The sequence below is a fragment of the Nostoc sp. C96 genome (assembly GCF_059384975.1).
This window is the reverse complement of record NZ_CM182020.1, coordinates 2,817,190-2,833,136: the sequence shown is the minus strand read 5'-3', so window position 1 is coordinate 2,833,136 and position 15,947 is coordinate 2,817,190. Positions and strand designations below refer to the sequence as shown.

Sequence of the window (15,947 nt, the reverse complement as noted above, 5' to 3'; positions counted from 1 at the left end):
TCCATAATGCTAACTATTATCGGTTGTGGAAATCTCAATCGTTGCGATGATGCTGTAGGTGTAATTATTGCCCAACGCTTACAACAATATCTAGCCGAAAATCCTTACTTGAATGTGCGCGTGTATGACTGTGGAACCGCAGGGATGGAGGTAATGTTTCAAGCTAGAGGTAGTAAGAAATTAGTGATTATTGATGCTAGTTCAAGTAATTCTGAAGCGGGTGCAATATTTAAGGTTCCAGGTAAAGAATTGGAAGCTTTACCGGAACCCAGTTATAACTTGCATGATTTTCGTTGGGATAATGCACTGGCCGCCGGACAGAAAATATTTCAGGATGAGTTTCCTGAAGATGTGACAGTTTATTTAATTGAGGCGGCAAATCTTGGTCTTGGACTGGAGTTAAGTCCTGTTGTTAAACATTCTGCTGACCTGGTTTTTGAGGAGGTAGCTGCAATTATCAGACAGAACAATTACTAATTCGTAATTACAGAAACTCTTAGCCAGCCATGTCACGATAAACAGCGATTTCATCTACCCTCATTTCAAAAGGTATACCCTGGCTTTCAGGAGGACAAACGCGGATTTTTGCACTGCTAACAATTGACTGGAGTAATGTCCCCATTGGTACGATTTGTTGTAATACTCGCCAGTTGGTAACAGGGTCGGGACATTCAATGACTAATGTCATGGCACTAGCATCGATTGTGACATACCAACGACAATGAGAAAGAAGATTTTGAATTATGCGATCGCACGCTTCGTAAAAGTATTTACTAATAGAATGCTCTAGTTGTTGCCGTAAAATGATATCTGCCGATGTTGGCTGCATTGGGTGGAAATCGGAATCATCATTGAAACAATACATACACCTAACCATCTCTACTTACAAAACTACTTAAATGCCAATAGCCATTGCGTAGAGGATATCCTTTGTTGTTTCTAAGAAACTCTGGGTTTCATCGTCGTAAAAAGCGCCAATTCCGCTACATTGTATCCCTAAGTAGTTACTACTCAGGTAAACTCTGTGTCCTAAAAACCCTGCCAGCTGCATAGCGGTTTGATAATTTGTATAGTCGGACACAAAAAATAAAGTTACTGCACAATCACGAGCTATGCCTTGATTAATGCACAAATAACCAGTATGTTCGCTAAAATCACCACTCTTAATCAGATGATTATCTTGATATAACCCAGGGGATATCCCCTCGACTCGATGCACGACTGAATAAACTTTTATTGCTTCGCAACTTTCTGTGGGAATCGGTTGCTTTAGTTGTTGCAATATCTTGAAATAATCTTCTTGAGAAATCAACTGTTTCCGGAAACGTCTATTTGAACGTCTATGCCAAACAGTTTGATAAAATTTGTCCTTGTCAAACTCAAACTTTGGATGTTCTAGCTGTTGTTTAGAACTCTTTTGTAAGGCAGTTACTTGATAGCCATCTTCAATAAATTGATTAGCTTCAAAATAATCTGTGCCACAAACAAAAGGAACTTTTAGCCTTAAACGCCTGACATTCTTTTCTTCTACTTCCCCACATACAACACAAGCTGTGACAAACTCTTTATTCTCAAAACCTAAATCTGTATTGAGAGCTAACTTATCAAAATCGAAAATTAGCTGGATGTCTTTGTCATGGAGATAAGCTGATGCGGCAATTGTACCTAAATGGTGTCCGCTATCTAAAAAGCAATACCTCAGACTTCTGTTATTATATTTCCAACTAGACCTATAATAAACGCAACTAATTAAAAAAATGACTCCCTTGATACATTTGCTCTGTATAATATAACTTTCTAAGCCATCATCTATTAATTCATAGATGAGTGTTAGACAATTATTCTCAACTTCTAGATGGTATATGCCATCAACTATTTCAGGCATTCCACGAATTTGTACATAAATCTCTGTAGGATATAGACCACCAGCGGAAGGATTTACACGTAGTTTGAAAGCTACATCTTTATAAGCTTTCTCTAGGGTAATTGCACCTGTTAAGTAAATTAAAGAATGAATCGGATGATTGATATTTAATTGCACCCGACGATAAAATTTTGGATATTGTTTAAAAGCAGATGGTTGAGTTTTAGAGTCTACATAATTGGGATCAAGCTGCACTGATAGGTAAGAATGTTTAGTTGCTTGATGATAGTTTTTGCTAGATAAATCATTTTCCAGCATCTTTCAACATCCTTAAAACTTCGACCGTACTGGCAAAATCTATAGCTTTATAATCGTCTAAATTTTTTAAATTCAAATTAGGGTGATGTGGTAAAAGTAACTTGACCACTTCTGCTTTACCTGATGATGCTGCATACATTAAAGCTGTTGCACCATTATCGTTTTGGTTATCGATATTAATTTTCACTTCTAGCAGCAAATTAATTAATTCATAATGATTGCCAAAGCAAGCAAACCATAAAGCATTATTACCATCATTATTTCTATAATTAATATCCGCACCTGCACGAATCAATTCTTGAACCACTGAATAATTACCTATCCTGGTGGCTTTCATCAAAGCTGTATCACCATTTTCACGCCTCTGATTTAATTCTTCAGGGTTGTAGTTGTTAGCTATCAACCATTCACAAGTTGTTTTACTCAAACCTTGCTTATTTTCTTGCTTCATAAATCGCCTCAAGTTAGATTCAATTTTGCAGCAGTGACTTTATTGCATTAAAGTCAAGTGGGCAATGCTGAAAGTTCGTTTCATACCTTATGTTGAAGTTGTGAACATTACTATTTCTACCGTTATTGAAAATGGTGCGATAATATTAGCCTCATATTTTGTGCGATCGCTAATCGCATAAGATATGAAAGAAACACTTTTTCTTCCCTTACACCCCTATATTCCCAATAAAAGGTAATGGTGGACAATGCCCACCATTCACAATAAACTCTTTAGAAATGCTGACTATCGAGTTGTATAAACTCCTCTCAATTCACACTTAGACAGCATTCATTGTCTGATTAGACTGTTCACTAATTGGCATATATTTAGGTTCTTCAGAGAATAGTTCTCTAGAAGATTTATCTTGTTTGGGTGCGCCATAAAAACCTGCTTCGGCTTCAAGTTCATCTACGAAATCCCAAGCTTCGATTGTGCGTTTAGAGTCTGGGCCGTAGTTCGCAGAAATTGCCCGTGCATTAGAGACAGCTTTATATATCTCTTTTTGCAAGAATAGTAATTTGGGTTTCTCTACAAAATCACCCTTAGTAATAATATCGCTGATAGAAATTATCCCAAGTAATTCGCCTCTGATGACAGGCGCACTCCGCATACCTGTATTAGCCAATAACCTTGCCACATATTCTATATCAAGGTCAGGATCTACAGTGACGCAGGGTTTACTCATTATTTCGTAAACATAAACTCTTTGAGGATCTTTTCCATAAGCAACCACTTTGCCTGCAATATCACTCTCAGTCACAATGCCATAAGCATCACCACTATGACGAGGTTCGACAATTAATTCTTGGAGTTGTTTGAGCCTTAATAACTTCACTGCTGCTGCTACAGTAGCGGAGCCGCGAATGGTAGCTACATCTTGAATCATGATTTGTTTGGCTCGCATAATTCCTGCTCCTTATTTATTGCAAGTAAGGGAATTTTTTCTAAACTGCTGTACTTTTCCCAAACAGTGTTTGCTTAGTTTAAGCAATTACGAAAATTAGACACAGGTTTTACGCAGTATGAAACCTAAATCCTACTTAGTAGAATTATGGATTTTAGGTATAAGATTTACAGATTTCCCTAATAAATCGTTGAAGCGATCGCATCGTTTTGCCTAATTTTCAGTTGTACCAGGATTCAGGTAGAAATATCTTAGATAACCCTGTAATCACTTGCTACTGGCGTTTAGGTTCACTAGCAACAATTTAGCTTACTTATATATTATCACTCTGATAAGTTTGTTTTATAAATAAGTGTATATTCTCCTATAGATATTGGTTAAATAACACAAAAAATTGTCAAATTGCATTAGAAAATACATTTGTTTTTTAAAGGTTGTGTTTTCAACTTAGGCTGGCTTTAAAACCTAGGTCTCTATGTAAATTTGTTTAGTTTGTAGGCAAAACTTATCTTTTGAAATTTGTTTTTATAGACATGATTGATGTATAAAACTTGCTAACAAATTAATTATCCATTGGGTATGAATTTTGCTATGTCTGCCAAGCAAATATATCCCCCCAATGGAGTATTTTTATTAGCAATCACTTACCCAAGTAATTTTGTATAAATTATATCTGCTAAATTTATAAAGAAATTCTAAAAAACACCTCTTTTATTCCAAATAGTTGGTATTGCTTCAAACAAGCATCATCCAAAAGGAAAATAAAACATGGAAATTAGCGCTCGTAATGCAATAAAAACTACTGTTAAGAAAGTTGTAACTGGTTCAGTTAATACCGAAGTCACTTTAGAACTAGCACCTGGAGTAGAATTAGTCTCTATAATCACCAAATCCTCAGCCGACAGATTAGGACTGGCTGAAGGTAAACAAGCTTATGCTGTTATTAAAGCATCAGATGTTATTGTTGCTATTGATTAATCAATAACTGATTTGTGAGATGTATAAACAAGATACCCGACTTCTTTAATAAGTTGGGTATCTATAATATTGAGCATATAATTAACTTTCAACAATCCGAACATAAATAGTCCGAGCAATTTTTTGGTTAATACTGATAGTTTGGTTATTAACTTTGACTAATAATGAAGGAAATTGCTGTTCTATTGTAATAGAAATACCGATTTTTATGCCTATTAAAATAATTTTATCTAGTATTTTTGTATTCTCAGTTTGATAAAAAGCTACTATACCTTGTTCACCTGGTTTAAGCAATTCTAAGGAGCAGCCAGTTATGGAAAAAGGAGTAAACATTATAAATGTAAATTATAAAACATGAAGTATGAAAGATAAGGAGTATTTTCCTGACCTTTCATACTTTTATTGATTGCTATGAATAGCAACTAAACCACTAATTAAACGAGGTAAGGTTCTTGGTGTGTTTTGATTGTGCAGTTAGAGCGAGGATAGGTAACGCACAATAGAGCAAATCCTTTGGACATTTGCTCATCATCCAAGAAGATTTGATCAGATTGATCAACTTCACCTTCAGTAACTTTGCCTACACAGCTAGAGCAAGAACCTGAATGGCAAGAAAAAGGTAACTCAATACCATTTTCTTCTGCTCCGTCTAAAATTGTAGTTTCTTCGTCAATTTCAATTGTGGTGTCGAGGTCTTCTTTTTTGTTGATTAATCTTACTTGATAGGTAGCCATTTTTCCGATTCTCCTCAATTTTACGGTTCGGTTAATTCTCGAAGTGTGTCAGTCTCCTCTTCGAGAAAATATGAATAGGAAGACACTACATTTGATGAGTTATAGCTAGTGTCTCTGACATCTGGTGCGGAGTACGTTTACGGCAAGCCTTTATTATGGTTCAACTTGCAGCTAAAAGAAGACTCTTTTAGCTGCAAGGAACACCACTCGGCGTACAGTCTCCTGCTTGGAAAGATTTGCCACAACCACAGGTACTAGTTGCATTAGGATTGGTAAATTTGAAACCGCTTTCTACCACTCCTTCGACAAAATCAATCACGATTCCTTCTAATAGAGGCGCACTTTTGGCATCAACATAAACCAGCACACTACCTTGCTGAATTACTAAATCATCTGGTTCGGGTTGGCTAGTGACATCCATACCATATTCATAGCCATTGCAACCGCCACCTTTGACAGAGATACGAATACCTTTAGTTGCACTATTTTCATCGGAACCGGAACCTCGCAGGAAAGCCCGCAAACGAAATTCTGCTTTTTCTGTTAAAGTAACAGTCATCCAATCTCCTAATCTGTAGCGATTGATTGTTCTAATCTAGAATTTGCTAATTTAGTCAAAAGTCCAGAGTTTAAAGATCACTATTGACCCTTCGGGTGACGCTCCTGCGTCGCTAACGCTGCGCTAACGTCAGTTGCTCATGGGGGAAACCCCCAAGACCGCACTGACTCACCATTGACCAATGACTATTGACCTTTATTATTAAGTTGTAAAATTACTGGTGGTTTCCATTGATGGAGATTGTGAGTATCTCCAAGGCGCACTATTGCCGCATACTTGACAAGAGCGATCGCGGTATGAACGACGCTTGGCAAATTCCATCCGGTTGAAGTCTATTGTCAGTAATTGTGACAATAAAGGCTGACTAAACCCAGTAATCAGCTTGACTGCTTCTAACGCTGTCAAACAAGCCAATGTCCCAGAAACCGCACCTAGCACCGAGAAACCACGCCGATCCCAATCAGGCTTTTCGGGAAACAGACAAGATAAACAAGGCGTGACACCGGGAATAATCGTTGTCAGATAAGCCTCCATCCCATCCATTGCAGCTTCTACCATTGGTTTGCGCCAGCGTACACAAGCTGCATTCAACAAATTACGTTCTGTAAAATTATGAGCGCAGTCCAGTGCCATATCTGCGGACTGTACCAAAGAATCTACATTCTCTGCGGTTACGTAGTCATGAACCGCCTCGATTTCGATATCAGGATTGATAGCTTGCAAGGTTTCTTTAGCTTTAAATACCCTTGGCTTACCTACCCAATCATCAGTCATCAGAATCTGACGATTCATATCATCAAGGCGCAAATCGCCACCCCGGACGAGAATTAGTTTGCCAACACCTGCTACTGCTAAGTAAAGCGCGGCTGTACCACCTAATCCCCCCACACCTGTAACCAAAACCGTCGCTGACTTCAGGCGCTTCTGAGCCGCTTCGCCAAAATTAGGCAGCATCATCTGGCGACTATAACGTTCTAACTCGGTAGGAGTTAGGTTGATCACTATTTACCTCCTAATCAGAAGAGAGTTCTGTCAGCGTAATTACATTTTTGGGCTTGTCTTTGAAGACTTTGAACACCTTTTGTTCTTGGGGTGTTGATTCAAGAAATACTTGGTATGCTTGTTGCAAAGCCAAGCAATATTGATTGAGTTTTTCTTCTGCACTTAAATCAGCAGAATTATTATCAATTTCTTGAATATATTGGGAGAATTTTTTCAATATATGAAGACGATTGATATTGACAATTTTTTGGTCGTAATCTAATTCAAAAAATTGAAAATATTCTTCAGCATCACTTATTTTTTTGAATTCTTCAATAGTTTTACTCATTTAGCCTCCAATTCTGTTAGCTGCTGCTTTAACTCATCAAGTTGCCGATATATTTCATAAGTTGCCGCCGCAACATCCATAAGTGTTTTGTAATCGGTTGGTAGACCTTCTGCTAAATCGTGCAGATCCATTTTCATTTGACCTGCTTTGCTGTTGAGGCGTTTAATTTGAGTTTTCAATTCCTCGATAGTCATTGGTCATTTGTCCTTTGTCATTTGTCAATAGTCATTTGTAAATAAACATGAGTTTGATAAACCTCTCCCCAACCCCTCTGTCTTGAAAAGTTTTGCGCCGGGGAACCCGGACGCGCAACGCACTGGCTCAACTTTTCGCTCCGACGCGGAGAGGGGCATAAATATTTTGCGTTTTCAACGAAAATTTAGAGTTTCAAAGCCTCTCTCCCTTTGGGGGGAGAGGTTTGGAGAGGGGTTTGACTATTGACTAAAATCTAGAGTTTACCTACTTCTGGGAAGCGATTAACTAAATCCAAGCCCTTTTGGACAAAAGCTTCGCCTTCTTCTGCTAATTTTTCTAGAGATTCAAAACCGAAGCGATGAGCATCTCTTAAGGTTTTGACTGTTAGCAAAAGCCGTCCAGAAAAGACTAATGCCCAGCCGAAGCCCTCATGATTGATGTCAACTACAACCTGAGATATTAGATTGGTTTCTTGTTCAATTCTGGCGGCAATAGCTCGGAAAAATACTAATATCCGGGCTTGCGTTGCGGCATCAACTTCTCCTTCAATAGGAATTTCGCGTTTCTTTTTTTTAGGGACAACGAATGCTTTGAGGATTAATTCATCTGACCAATTACGGTAAAATCCGTAACTATCTTGACCCCGAATTTGAAGGATTAAAGCCTTAATGAAGGGAGAGTTTAAGGCTGCAATACTGGTGGTTCCGTTAACAGAATTATCTGCGGTCATACAGTTGCTTCGTTTTCAATATCATCTGTAAAAGTTTTGGTTTTTGGCTGAAGAGCTTTCCGCAACCAAGGTGGAGGATTACCTTTAAGAGTTTGGACTAGTTTAGTCAGCAACTCTTCAATTTTTTCTTCTTCGGTGCGGGCTTTAACTGGGGTAACACCTTTTTTTATTAACTTGGCAGCAGCAGTACCGCCAATTGCTGTCACATAAACAATTGCACAGTCAACCAGTGCATCAAGTTTGGGTGTTATTTTATCTTCGTTACCATCTTCTTTTAACTCACCCTCAAAGTTGAGAGTTTGTAAAAATTGATATCCTTCTGCATCGATTTCGTAGACATCAATTTCTCTCGCCCAGCCAAAGTGAGCATTAACATGAATGTGGTCACTGGTTGTAAAGGCAATTTTCATTCTGTTCTCCTAATTTTGGGGATGGTGATTTTTACGAACCACAAAGGGCGCAAAGAAAAGAAGTGGTTGTTAGTTCTTAAACATCACCAAAAAAGTGTTTTACTCTCTCTTCTTCAGCTTCTAAAAAGAGGTTGCCGATGCCAAACAAAAGCTCCATCGTGCCGCGATAGCCAACTTTTGTAAATAGACCATTTCCTAAACGGTCGTAAATGGGCAAGCCTAAACGATAAAGAGGAATCGACAGACGTTTTGCGATCGCTCCCAGGTTAGAATTACCAATCAATAGGTCAGAACCTACTGCTAGTTCTTCAAAGTCTTCTAAATCACCGATGGTGACACTTTTGATGGGGAGTTTTTCGAGTAGAGGCGATCGCGTTGTGGTGACGGCGGCGTGAATTTGGGTTCCCATCGATTGCAAGAAGCGCACTGTCGCCCACAACAAATCAGGCTCTAATGCTAGAGATACTCTTTTTGCACCAAAATAAAAGTGCGTATCAAGCATTGCATCTTGCAATTGGCGACGTTGGCGGCGGTATTTTTCGGGGACTGGGTTACTGCTGAGAATCGATAATGCTTGCAAAAACTCATCTACTGGTTCCAAGCCAGTCAGTTCCCCAAACACTTCGTAGGGAATGTTAAACCGTTCATCGAGAATTTTGGCAGCACCCCGCATACTTTCACCCAAAGCGATGGTGAAAGCAGAACAACCTACTTGTCGTAGTTGTTTGACACTTGTACCGCTACCAGTAACGGCACTATAGTTATCTTCTAAGTGACCATCTAAAGAAGCGCCCAGGTCAGGTACGAAGATAGGTTCTAATCCAAAGGCGGTGACAATTTCTTTGATTTCTTGTAAATCGCCAGGGGTAAAGGCCGAACCAGCCAAAATTGTCACTTGTTCGCTTCTGATCCCGCCTGCTTGCGGAATTTCTTTAACGATGCTTTCCACCGCAGTAGCAAAACCATCTTGTAATGCACCTTTAAAATCTGGCGTTGGTGCAAAGATAATGGGGATGTGGTCTAATTCCCGATGGCGATCGCGGATATCCTTCAAGAAGCGTTCAATATCATCGCCTCTGGTTTCGGTTAACCCAGTGGTACACAGACCGATAATTTCTGGCTTGGCCTTCTCTACCAACGTCAGAAGCGCCTGTTCTACATTATCTTCGCCACCCAAAATCGTAGTTACTTCCGTCATGGCTGTAGTGGCTAAGGGAATCGCCTCCCGAAAATGCCGTACAAGCACAACTTTGGCGAAGGCGGTACACCCTTGAGAACCGTGAAACAGAGGTATCATTCCCTTTAATCCCAAAAAGGCGAGGGATGCACCTAAAGCTTGGCTTTGCTTGAGGGGATTAACTGCAACTGATTTTTCGGGAACAGTAACGATCGCCATCTAAAATACCTCTTCTATTGACGCAGAGAACATATCTTCTGCTGACAAACTAAAATTATTTAAAGTCCCGGCTACTTCATCCCAAGGGGCGGGTCTGCGAATTTGCTCCCAGATGGGGCTGTAGAGGGCTTCGTATAATTCTCGTGCCATCTCTAACATTCCCGCATAGCCAGCATAAGGATGATGACGTTCTTGGTTGATGTCGAGGAAAGGAATCCGCGCTTTCAGGGCTGTGTATTGGTTCCGACCACCTGCAATCAACATATCAGCGTTGGTGTTCCGTACCAATTGCAACAATTCCTGAGCATTGCCTTTTTCCAGCATCATTCCTTCTGTACCAATTAAGCGTTTGATTTTCGCTTTATCTTCTTCTGTACTCTTGCGGGTGCTAGTAGCCACAACTTCTATCCCCAAATCCTTAGCGGCGGAGATAATAGACCAACTTTTCACACCGCCAGTATACAGAACCACACGCTTACCCTTGAGTCGGGCGCGATAGGGAGCTAAGGCGATATCCAAAGCTGCTGTTTCTTCAGCAATTAGCTGTTCAGTCCGCGCTTGCAAATCAGGATCACCCAACTTAGCAGCTACATTCCGCAAACAACGATTTATGTCATCAATCCCATAAAAAGACTCTTCAATGTAGGGAATCCCATATTGCTCCTCCATCTTTCTGGCCATATTGAGCAAAGCCCGCGAACATATCATCACATTCAACTTGGCACGGTGAGCGTAACGAATTTCTTCATAACGAGCATCACCCGTGATTTTAGATAGTACGCGGATGCCTAATTTTTCAAATAAAGGCAGGACTCCCCACATTTCCCCGGCGATATTGTATTCGCCAATCAAGTTAATATCATAGGGGGTTGTAAATTCCGGTTCTGCTGTGCCGACAACATAATCTAATAAAGCTTCACCACCAAAACGGTTCCCCAAATTCTTACTCCCAATAAATCCCGGCGCAATCACCGGAACAACCGGAGTCCCAATTTTTTCCGCCGCCGCCTTACAAACAGCATTGATATCATCGCCAATCAATGCCGTCACACAAGTAGCGTAGACAAACACAGCCTTGGGATTGTATCGCTGATGAATTTCTAAAATTGCTTTGTAGAGTTTCTTTTCACCACCGAAAATCACATCATTTTCCGTCATATCGGTAGTGAAACCCATCTTATAAAGCTGAGGCCCCGAAGATAGACTACCACGACTACCCCAAGAATTACCAGCGCAGGCGATCGGGCCATGAACCAAATGCGCCGCATCAGTAATTGGAACCAGAGCAATCATCGCCCCATCAAAAGCACAGCCACCTTGAGCCGCCCCAGGTTGCGCTTGTTGCGTACAAGACTTATTCTTCTTCTCGCCCTTCTTCTGCTGATTATGTTCGCAACCCGACTCATTCAGCAATTCATTAACCTTCTTTTGGGTATTCATCTCTCTTCCTCTGTGTTCTCCGCGCGGCAGTGAGGGAGTTGGGAAACCCGCCCAACGTACTGCCTTGTCTCTGTGGTTCGTTTAAAAATTCTTGATAGGACTTAAGTAAGAACCTTCTCAAACTCTTAGGTATGTTTGAAAAGTATTATTGTTAACATCGGAATCTTAAAAACCTAACCCCCCTACCCCCTTCCCTACGAGGGAATGGGGATTTCAAAGCCTCTCTCCGTTTCGGGGAGAGGTTTGGAGAGGGGTTTTTAGTATCCTTCTCGACTTTCCAAACATCCTCTTAGTGTCCTTAGCGTCCTTTGCGGTTCGTTCTTAGTCTTGAGAAAAAACAGTTAACAATAATCACTCATCAATATCACTAGACCTCTTTGCGCCTTTGCGCCTCTGCGTGAGATAAAAAATATCTATGCCAGAAGTCTACCGATTACTGTTAACTGTTACAAAAACTTCCTGCAAAAATCTTCTCCATACCCGACACACAATTCCCCATGTGCATCAGTAATTCATTTCTATAACATCGACTTTTACAAGAAACTTAAAAGTATCGTTCACTACGAAGGATAAACAATTTTTACCTGATTTTGGGGTGAGACATTTATATAACGACACAAATATACTTTTAGAAATAGCCCCAAACCCCTATCTTCAGGCGAGATTGAATCAGTAAAGAGTAATAATTAGCAAATATACCTTGTCACATCCTCACCACATTCATCAGCGAGGTAAGACAAAGCTCGAAAACGCAAACCAACAAACTCATCATAGAGAGGATTAAGTTTGCACAAAGGTGGAATATGGAAACTCCGCCCAAATAAACTAATATTTCGCTCAAAAGGACAACAGCAAGGAATTACCTGGCATATTACATGAGCGAGGCGATTATTTTTAACTTGAATTCCGTCCACCAAACGACGCAAGGGATTAAGTACAGGAGACTTTTTATAGTTAGGTGGATGGTAGTTAACGTGGGAGTGAGTGTGATTGATGCTGTCCATGATAGAGAAAATCAATTATAGAGATAGATAGGTTGAAAAGGAAAAGGTAAAAAGTCAAAAGGCAAAAGAGTAAGTGTTTTACCTTTGCCCTTTACCTTTTGACTTACTTAGCTGTTTTTAACAAACAAGCTTGTAGCAATTTCTAGCGAATCAAGTCGAAGGAGATATCGGTCTTACCAGTGATGTTGGTGCTGCGATCCATTTCATCCAACAGAGTGTTAACAACCCAGTTAAGGATATTTAGACCACCTTGGTAGCCGAGGGTAGCATAGCGGTGTAAGTGGTGGCGATCAAACAGAGGATAACCAATCCGTACCATTGGGATTTTGGTATCGCGCCACAGGTACTTACCGTAGGAGTTACCGATGAAGAAGTCTACAGGCTCGGTGAACAACAAGGAACGGAAGTGCCACAAGTCTTTTTGAATCCAAACTTTAGCTTCTTTACCGAAGGGGCTGGCAGCGAGGATAGCTTCCATTTCTTTCTTGAAGGTTTCATCACCGTTGTTGCAGAGGATGTGTACTGGTTCAGCACCCATTTCTAACAAGAAGCTGGTGATGGAGATGATCAAATCAGGATCGCCGTAGATAGCGAACTTCTTACCATGAATCCAAGCGTAGGAGTCAGTGATAGCATCAACTAAACGACCGCGATCGATTTCCAATTCTTCAGGAATCGCTTTACCTGTCAATTCAGCGATCGCAGTCAAGAATTCGTCAGTACCTTTAACACCAAAAGGACGTAGAACTTTTGTTTCTTGCTTCCATTGAGTAGAGATATACTCACGGGTCTTAGGTGTGGTGTAAGCTTGGAGAGCTACTGTTGCTTTAGCGTTGATAGAATCAGCCGCATCTTCCAACTTGGTACCACCTGGGTACATATCAAATTCACCAGTGTTGGGTGAATCGAAGTAATCGCTGCTGTCAGACAGAATGGTGTAGTCAACACCCATTGCATTCAACATCCGCTTAACTTCGCGGTTGTTACCAACGTATGTATCAAAGCCAGGGATGATGTTGATTTTGCCGTTGCTGGTAGCTTTCTTCTTACCTTCTGTCAGGTTCAACAGAATTCCCTTCATCATGTTGTCGTAACCAGTGATGTGGGAACCTACGAAACTAGGAGTGTGAGCAAAAGGTACTGGGAAATCTTGAGGAATAGAACCAGCATTCTTAGAGTTGGTGATGAACGCGCCTAAGTCATCACCGATAACTTCAGCCATACAGGTGGTGCAAACAGCAATCATCTTAGGCTTGTACAGTTGGTATGAAACTTGCATACCTTCAATCATGTTGTTCAAGCCACCGAATACTGCTGCGTCTTCTGTCATGGAAGAAGAAACTGCGGAGCAAGGCTCTTTATAGTGACGGCTGAGGTGGGTACGGAAGTAAGCCACGCAACCTTGAGAACCTTGAACGAAGGGAAGAGTACCTTCAAAACCCAAAGCCGCGAACATTGCGCCTACAGGTTGACAACCTTTAGCGGGGTTAACGGTTAAAGCTTCACGAGCGAAGTTCTTTTCCCGGTAGTCCCAAGATTTTGTCCATTCAGAAACTCTTTCAACTTCTTCAGGAGGATGTGCGCCTTCAAAGTTCTTTCTCTTGTTTTCAAATAGCTCGGTGTATTCTGGCTGTTTGAATAGATCAACGTGGTCTACAATTCTTTCAGGATTCTGTGGCATTTGTCTGTCTCTCTACGCTTGCTGGTTGGTGTAGTAATTGAAGTGTTGGGAGAGCCTGGGGGGTTCACTCCTCCCCTTGGGAGTCACGAGTGATGAATCATGAATAATGAATAAAAATCTTCATCCAGCATTCAGCATTCACCATTCTTCCCTAAGTTCCTGGGGCTAAAAACCCCAGGCTATCCGTTGATTCTTGGGAATTAAGCAGCAGCCTTAGCTTTGGTAGCAGCTTTCTTCCAAGGAGCGCCAATCAAGCTCCAAGTGGGGCTGTTGAGTGCTAAGTCCATATCACGAGCGAAGATAGCAAATCCGTCATAACCGTGATAAGGGCCGGAGTAATCCTTTTTGTGGTTTAATGGCTTTAAACAGCGAAATGTTTACCTTAAATAGTGTTAGTTTTAAACATTGTTCGCTGATAACACATTTAATTTTAGGCTAAATATAGGCTAATACCACAGTGATGGAAAATCAGGGTAAAGACAAATATCAGCAAGCCTTTGCAGACTTAGAGCCACTTTCATCTACCGACGGCAGTTTTCTCGGCTCAAGTCTGCAAGCACAGCAGCAAAGAGAACACATGAGAGCCAAAGTCTTACAAGAACTAGAAAAAATAAATCTGCGTTTGAAGTCTGCAAAGACAAAAGTATCAATTCGGGAATCGAATGGAAGTCTGCAATTACGAGCGACGTTACCAATTAAACCCGGTGACAAAGACACCAACGGCACTGGCAGAAAGCAATACAACATTAGTTTGAACATTCCCGCCAACTTGGATGGACTCAAGACGGCTGAGGAAGAAGCTTATGAATTAGGCAAATTAATTGCTCGGAAAACCTTTGAATGGAACGATAAGTATTTAGGCAAAGAAGCCACGAAAAAAGATTCACAAACCATAGGCGAGTTATTGGAAAAATTCGCAGAAGAGTATTTTAAAACCCATAAACGCACAACTAAGAGTGAACATACATTTTTCTATTATTTTTCCCGCACCCATCGATACACTAATCCTCAAGATTTAGCAACTGCGGAAAATCTCATTAATTCAATTGAAAAAATCGATAAAGAATGGGCTAGATACAATGCTGCTAGAGCAATATCATCCTTTTGCCAGACATTCAATATAGAAATTGACTTGTCTAAATATGCCAAAATGCCCGATCGCAATTCTCGCAACATCCCAACAGATGCAGAAATATTATCAGGAATTAGCAAATTTGAAGAATATTTAAATACAAGAGGCAATCAAGTTAACCAAGATGTGAAAGATAGCTGGCAACTTTGGCGATGGACGTATGGAATGTTAGCAGTTTTTGGTTTACGCCCCAGAGAAATTTTTATCAACCCTAATATCGATTGGTGGTTAAGTCAAGAGAATGTTGATTTAACTTGGAAGGTAGATAAAGAGTGTAAAACTGGCGAAAGACAAGCATTACCATTACATAAAGAATGGATTGATGAGTTTGATTTAAGGAACCCTAAATATTTAGAAATGCTGGCAACGGCAATTAGTAAAAAAGATAAAACTAATCATGCAGAAATAACAGCCTTAACACAACGAATTAGTTGGTGGTTCCGCAAAATTGAATTAGATTTTAAACCTTACGATTTACGTCACGCCTGGGCAATTCGAGCGCATATTTTAGGCATACCAATCAAAGCAGCAGCAGATAATTTAGGACATAGTGTGCAAGTTCATACACAAACTTATCAGCGTTGGTTTTCGCTAGATATGCGGAAGTTGGCGATTAATCAGGCTTTGACTAAGAGGAATGAGATTGAGGTTATTAGAGAGGAAAATGCTAGGTTGAGGATGGAGAATGAGAGATTAAAGTTGGAGATTGAGAAGTTAAAGATAGAGTTGGTTTATAAAAAAAGTTGAATAAACTTAAAAATTAAATTTTATTTAAAAAT

19 protein-coding genes and 1 pseudogene are annotated in these 15,947 nt (G+C 40.3%); 3 read left to right on the top strand and 17 right to left on the bottom strand.

The features are described from left to right. Positions 1 to 6: 6 nt before the first annotated feature. Positions 7 to 477, top strand: a complete 471-nt coding sequence (locus AC504W_RS12185; protein WP_494877928.1) for a hydrogenase maturation protease — start codon at positions 7 to 9, stop codon at positions 475 to 477. Between the two features lie 19 nt (positions 478 to 496). Here the strand turns inward: AC504W_RS12185 and AC504W_RS12180 are convergent, their stop codons facing one another. The 4 genes from AC504W_RS12180 to AC504W_RS12165 form a co-directional block, all read right to left on the bottom strand. Beyond that, positions 497 to 877, bottom strand: coding sequence for a hypothetical protein (locus tag AC504W_RS12180; RefSeq protein ID WP_494877927.1), 381 nt, complete (start codon positions 875 to 877; stop codon positions 497 to 499). Positions 878 to 895: 18 nt separating this feature from the next. After that, the gene (locus AC504W_RS12175; protein WP_494877926.1) at positions 896 to 2,182 is read right to left on the bottom strand and encodes a nitroreductase family protein; all 1,287 of its coding nucleotides are present in this window, start codon (positions 2,180 to 2,182) and stop codon (positions 896 to 898) included. Then, positions 2,169 to 2,633 (bottom strand): ankyrin repeat domain-containing protein, encoded by a 465-nt coding sequence (locus tag AC504W_RS12170; protein WP_494877925.1) that lies wholly within the window; start codon positions 2,631 to 2,633, stop codon positions 2,169 to 2,171. The genes AC504W_RS12175 and AC504W_RS12170 overlap by 14 nt, the downstream gene beginning before the upstream one ends. A 319-nt stretch (positions 2,634 to 2,952) precedes the next feature. Beyond that, positions 2,953 to 3,579 carry a CBS domain-containing protein gene (locus tag AC504W_RS12165; RefSeq protein ID WP_494877924.1) on the bottom strand — a complete coding sequence of 209 codons (627 nt, stop codon included), beginning with the start codon at positions 3,577 to 3,579 and terminating at the stop codon, positions 2,953 to 2,955. A gap of 768 nt (positions 3,580 to 4,347) precedes the next feature. On the opposite strand from AC504W_RS12165, the gene AC504W_RS12160 reads away from it, so the two are divergent. Continuing rightward, entirely contained in the window at positions 4,348 to 4,557 is a 210-nt protein-coding gene (locus AC504W_RS12160; protein ID WP_096576524.1) for a TOBE domain-containing protein, read from the top strand. A gap of 81 nt (positions 4,558 to 4,638) precedes the next feature. On the opposite strand, the gene AC504W_RS12155 is transcribed toward AC504W_RS12160, so the two are convergent. From AC504W_RS12155 to AC504W_RS12095, 13 genes and pseudogenes are all read right to left on the bottom strand, one after another. Further along, a complete protein-coding gene (locus AC504W_RS12155) occupies positions 4,639 to 4,890 on the bottom strand; it encodes a FeoA domain-containing protein (protein WP_494877923.1) in 252 nt (83 codons plus the stop codon). A gap of 101 nt (positions 4,891 to 4,991) precedes the next feature. Next, positions 4,992 to 5,291 carry a 2Fe-2S iron-sulfur cluster-binding protein gene (locus AC504W_RS12150; protein ID WP_015114168.1) on the bottom strand — a complete coding sequence of 100 codons (300 nt, stop codon included), beginning with the start codon at positions 5,289 to 5,291 and terminating at the stop codon, positions 4,992 to 4,994. A 187-nt stretch (positions 5,292 to 5,478) separates the two neighbouring features. Continuing rightward, the gene (locus AC504W_RS12145) at positions 5,479 to 5,850 is read right to left on the bottom strand and encodes a HesB/IscA family protein (protein WP_494877922.1); all 372 of its coding nucleotides are present in this window, start codon (positions 5,848 to 5,850) and stop codon (positions 5,479 to 5,481) included. 201 nt (positions 5,851 to 6,051) lie between these two features. Then, positions 6,052 to 6,852, bottom strand: a complete 801-nt coding sequence (locus AC504W_RS12140) for a HesA/MoeB/ThiF family protein (protein ID WP_494877921.1) — start codon at positions 6,850 to 6,852, stop codon at positions 6,052 to 6,054. A 10-nt stretch (positions 6,853 to 6,862) separates the two neighbouring features. Beyond that, positions 6,863 to 7,180 carry a nitrogenase-stabilizing/protective protein NifW gene (gene nifW / locus AC504W_RS12135; RefSeq protein ID WP_494877920.1) on the bottom strand — a complete coding sequence of 106 codons (318 nt, stop codon included), beginning with the start codon at positions 7,178 to 7,180 and terminating at the stop codon, positions 6,863 to 6,865. Next, on the bottom strand, positions 7,177 to 7,374 hold the full coding sequence (locus tag AC504W_RS12130; RefSeq protein WP_103126258.1) for a CCE_0567 family metalloprotein: 198 nt from the start codon (positions 7,372 to 7,374) through the stop codon (positions 7,177 to 7,179). Before AC504W_RS12130 ends, nifW begins: the two co-directional genes overlap by 4 nt. A 254-nt stretch (positions 7,375 to 7,628) precedes the next feature. Then, positions 7,629 to 8,105, bottom strand: coding sequence for a NifX-associated nitrogen fixation protein (locus AC504W_RS12125; protein ID WP_494877919.1), 477 nt, complete (start codon positions 8,103 to 8,105; stop codon positions 7,629 to 7,631). Then, the gene (gene nifX / locus AC504W_RS12120) at positions 8,102 to 8,515 is read right to left on the bottom strand and encodes a nitrogen fixation protein NifX (protein ID WP_096576510.1); all 414 of its coding nucleotides are present in this window, start codon (positions 8,513 to 8,515) and stop codon (positions 8,102 to 8,104) included. The genes AC504W_RS12125 and nifX overlap by 4 nt, the downstream gene beginning before the upstream one ends. Positions 8,516 to 8,591: 76 nt before the next feature. After that, positions 8,592 to 9,911: a nitrogenase iron-molybdenum cofactor biosynthesis protein NifN gene (gene nifN / locus AC504W_RS12115; protein ID WP_494877918.1), complete on the bottom strand. Its 1,320-nt coding sequence runs from the start codon at positions 9,909 to 9,911 to the stop codon at positions 8,592 to 8,594. Beyond that, positions 9,912 to 11,351 carry a nitrogenase iron-molybdenum cofactor biosynthesis protein NifE gene (nifE, locus tag AC504W_RS12110; protein ID WP_193890356.1) on the bottom strand — a complete coding sequence of 480 codons (1,440 nt, stop codon included), beginning with the start codon at positions 11,349 to 11,351 and terminating at the stop codon, positions 9,912 to 9,914. 686 nt (positions 11,352 to 12,037) lie between these two features. Next, positions 12,038 to 12,355, bottom strand: coding sequence for a Mo-dependent nitrogenase C-terminal domain-containing protein (locus AC504W_RS12105; protein ID WP_193890354.1), 318 nt, complete (start codon positions 12,353 to 12,355; stop codon positions 12,038 to 12,040). 142 nt (positions 12,356 to 12,497) lie between these two features. After that, entirely contained in the window at positions 12,498 to 14,036 is a 1,539-nt protein-coding gene (gene nifK / locus AC504W_RS12100; protein ID WP_494877916.1) for a nitrogenase molybdenum-iron protein subunit beta, read from the bottom strand. Positions 14,037 to 14,236: 200 nt separating this feature from the next. Further along, a pseudogene (locus AC504W_RS12095) lies at positions 14,237 to 14,386 on the bottom strand (nitrogenase molybdenum-iron protein subunit alpha); the annotation flags it as partial. A 110-nt stretch (positions 14,387 to 14,496) separates the two neighbouring features. Here AC504W_RS12095 and AC504W_RS12090 point away from each other — a divergent pair. Continuing rightward, positions 14,497 to 15,915 (top strand): site-specific integrase, encoded by a 1,419-nt coding sequence (locus tag AC504W_RS12090; RefSeq protein ID WP_494878637.1) that lies wholly within the window; start codon positions 14,497 to 14,499, stop codon positions 15,913 to 15,915. The last annotated feature ends 32 nt before the right edge of the window (positions 15,916 to 15,947 follow it).

Coding starts and splice junctions, on each gene's coding strand:
- AC504W_RS12130 (WP_103126258.1), bottom strand. CDS start 7,374: ATGACTATCGAGGAATTGAAAACTCAAATTAAACGCCTCAACAGCAAA.
- AC504W_RS12125 (WP_494877919.1), bottom strand. CDS start 8,105: ATGACCGCAGATAATTCTGTTAACGGAACCACCAGTATTGCAGCCTTA.
- nifN (WP_494877918.1), bottom strand. CDS start 9,911: ATGGCGATCGTTACTGTTCCCGAAAAATCAGTTGCAGTTAATCCCCTC.
- AC504W_RS12105 (WP_193890354.1), bottom strand. CDS start 12,355: ATGGACAGCATCAATCACACTCACTCCCACGTTAACTACCATCCACCT.
- nifK (WP_494877916.1), bottom strand. CDS start 14,036: ATGCCACAGAATCCTGAAAGAATTGTAGACCACGTTGATCTATTCAAA.
- AC504W_RS12090 (WP_494878637.1), top strand. CDS start 14,497: ATGGAAAATCAGGGTAAAGACAAATATCAGCAAGCCTTTGCAGACTTA.
- nifX (WP_096576510.1), bottom strand. CDS start 8,515: ATGAAAATTGCCTTTACAACCAGTGACCACATTCATGTTAATGCTCAC.
- nifW (WP_494877920.1), bottom strand. CDS start 7,180: ATGAGTAAAACTATTGAAGAATTCAAAAAAATAAGTGATGCTGAAGAA.
- AC504W_RS12175 (WP_494877926.1), bottom strand. CDS start 2,182: ATGCTGGAAAATGATTTATCTAGCAAAAACTATCATCAAGCAACTAAA.
- nifE (WP_193890356.1), bottom strand. CDS start 11,351: ATGAATACCCAAAAGAAGGTTAATGAATTGCTGAATGAGTCGGGTTGC.
- AC504W_RS12170 (WP_494877925.1), bottom strand. CDS start 2,633: ATGAAGCAAGAAAATAAGCAAGGTTTGAGTAAAACAACTTGTGAATGG.
- AC504W_RS12145 (WP_494877922.1), bottom strand. CDS start 5,850: ATGACTGTTACTTTAACAGAAAAAGCAGAATTTCGTTTGCGGGCTTTC.
- AC504W_RS12165 (WP_494877924.1), bottom strand. CDS start 3,579: ATGCGAGCCAAACAAATCATGATTCAAGATGTAGCTACCATTCGCGGC.
- AC504W_RS12160 (WP_096576524.1), top strand. CDS start 4,348: ATGGAAATTAGCGCTCGTAATGCAATAAAAACTACTGTTAAGAAAGTT.
- AC504W_RS12150 (WP_015114168.1), bottom strand. CDS start 5,291: ATGGCTACCTATCAAGTAAGATTAATCAACAAAAAAGAAGACCTCGAC.
- AC504W_RS12155 (WP_494877923.1), bottom strand. CDS start 4,890: ATGTTTACTCCTTTTTCCATAACTGGCTGCTCCTTAGAATTGCTTAAA.
- AC504W_RS12180 (WP_494877927.1), bottom strand. CDS start 877: ATGGTTAGGTGTATGTATTGTTTCAATGATGATTCCGATTTCCACCCA.
- AC504W_RS12185 (WP_494877928.1), top strand. CDS start 7: ATGCTAACTATTATCGGTTGTGGAAATCTCAATCGTTGCGATGATGCT.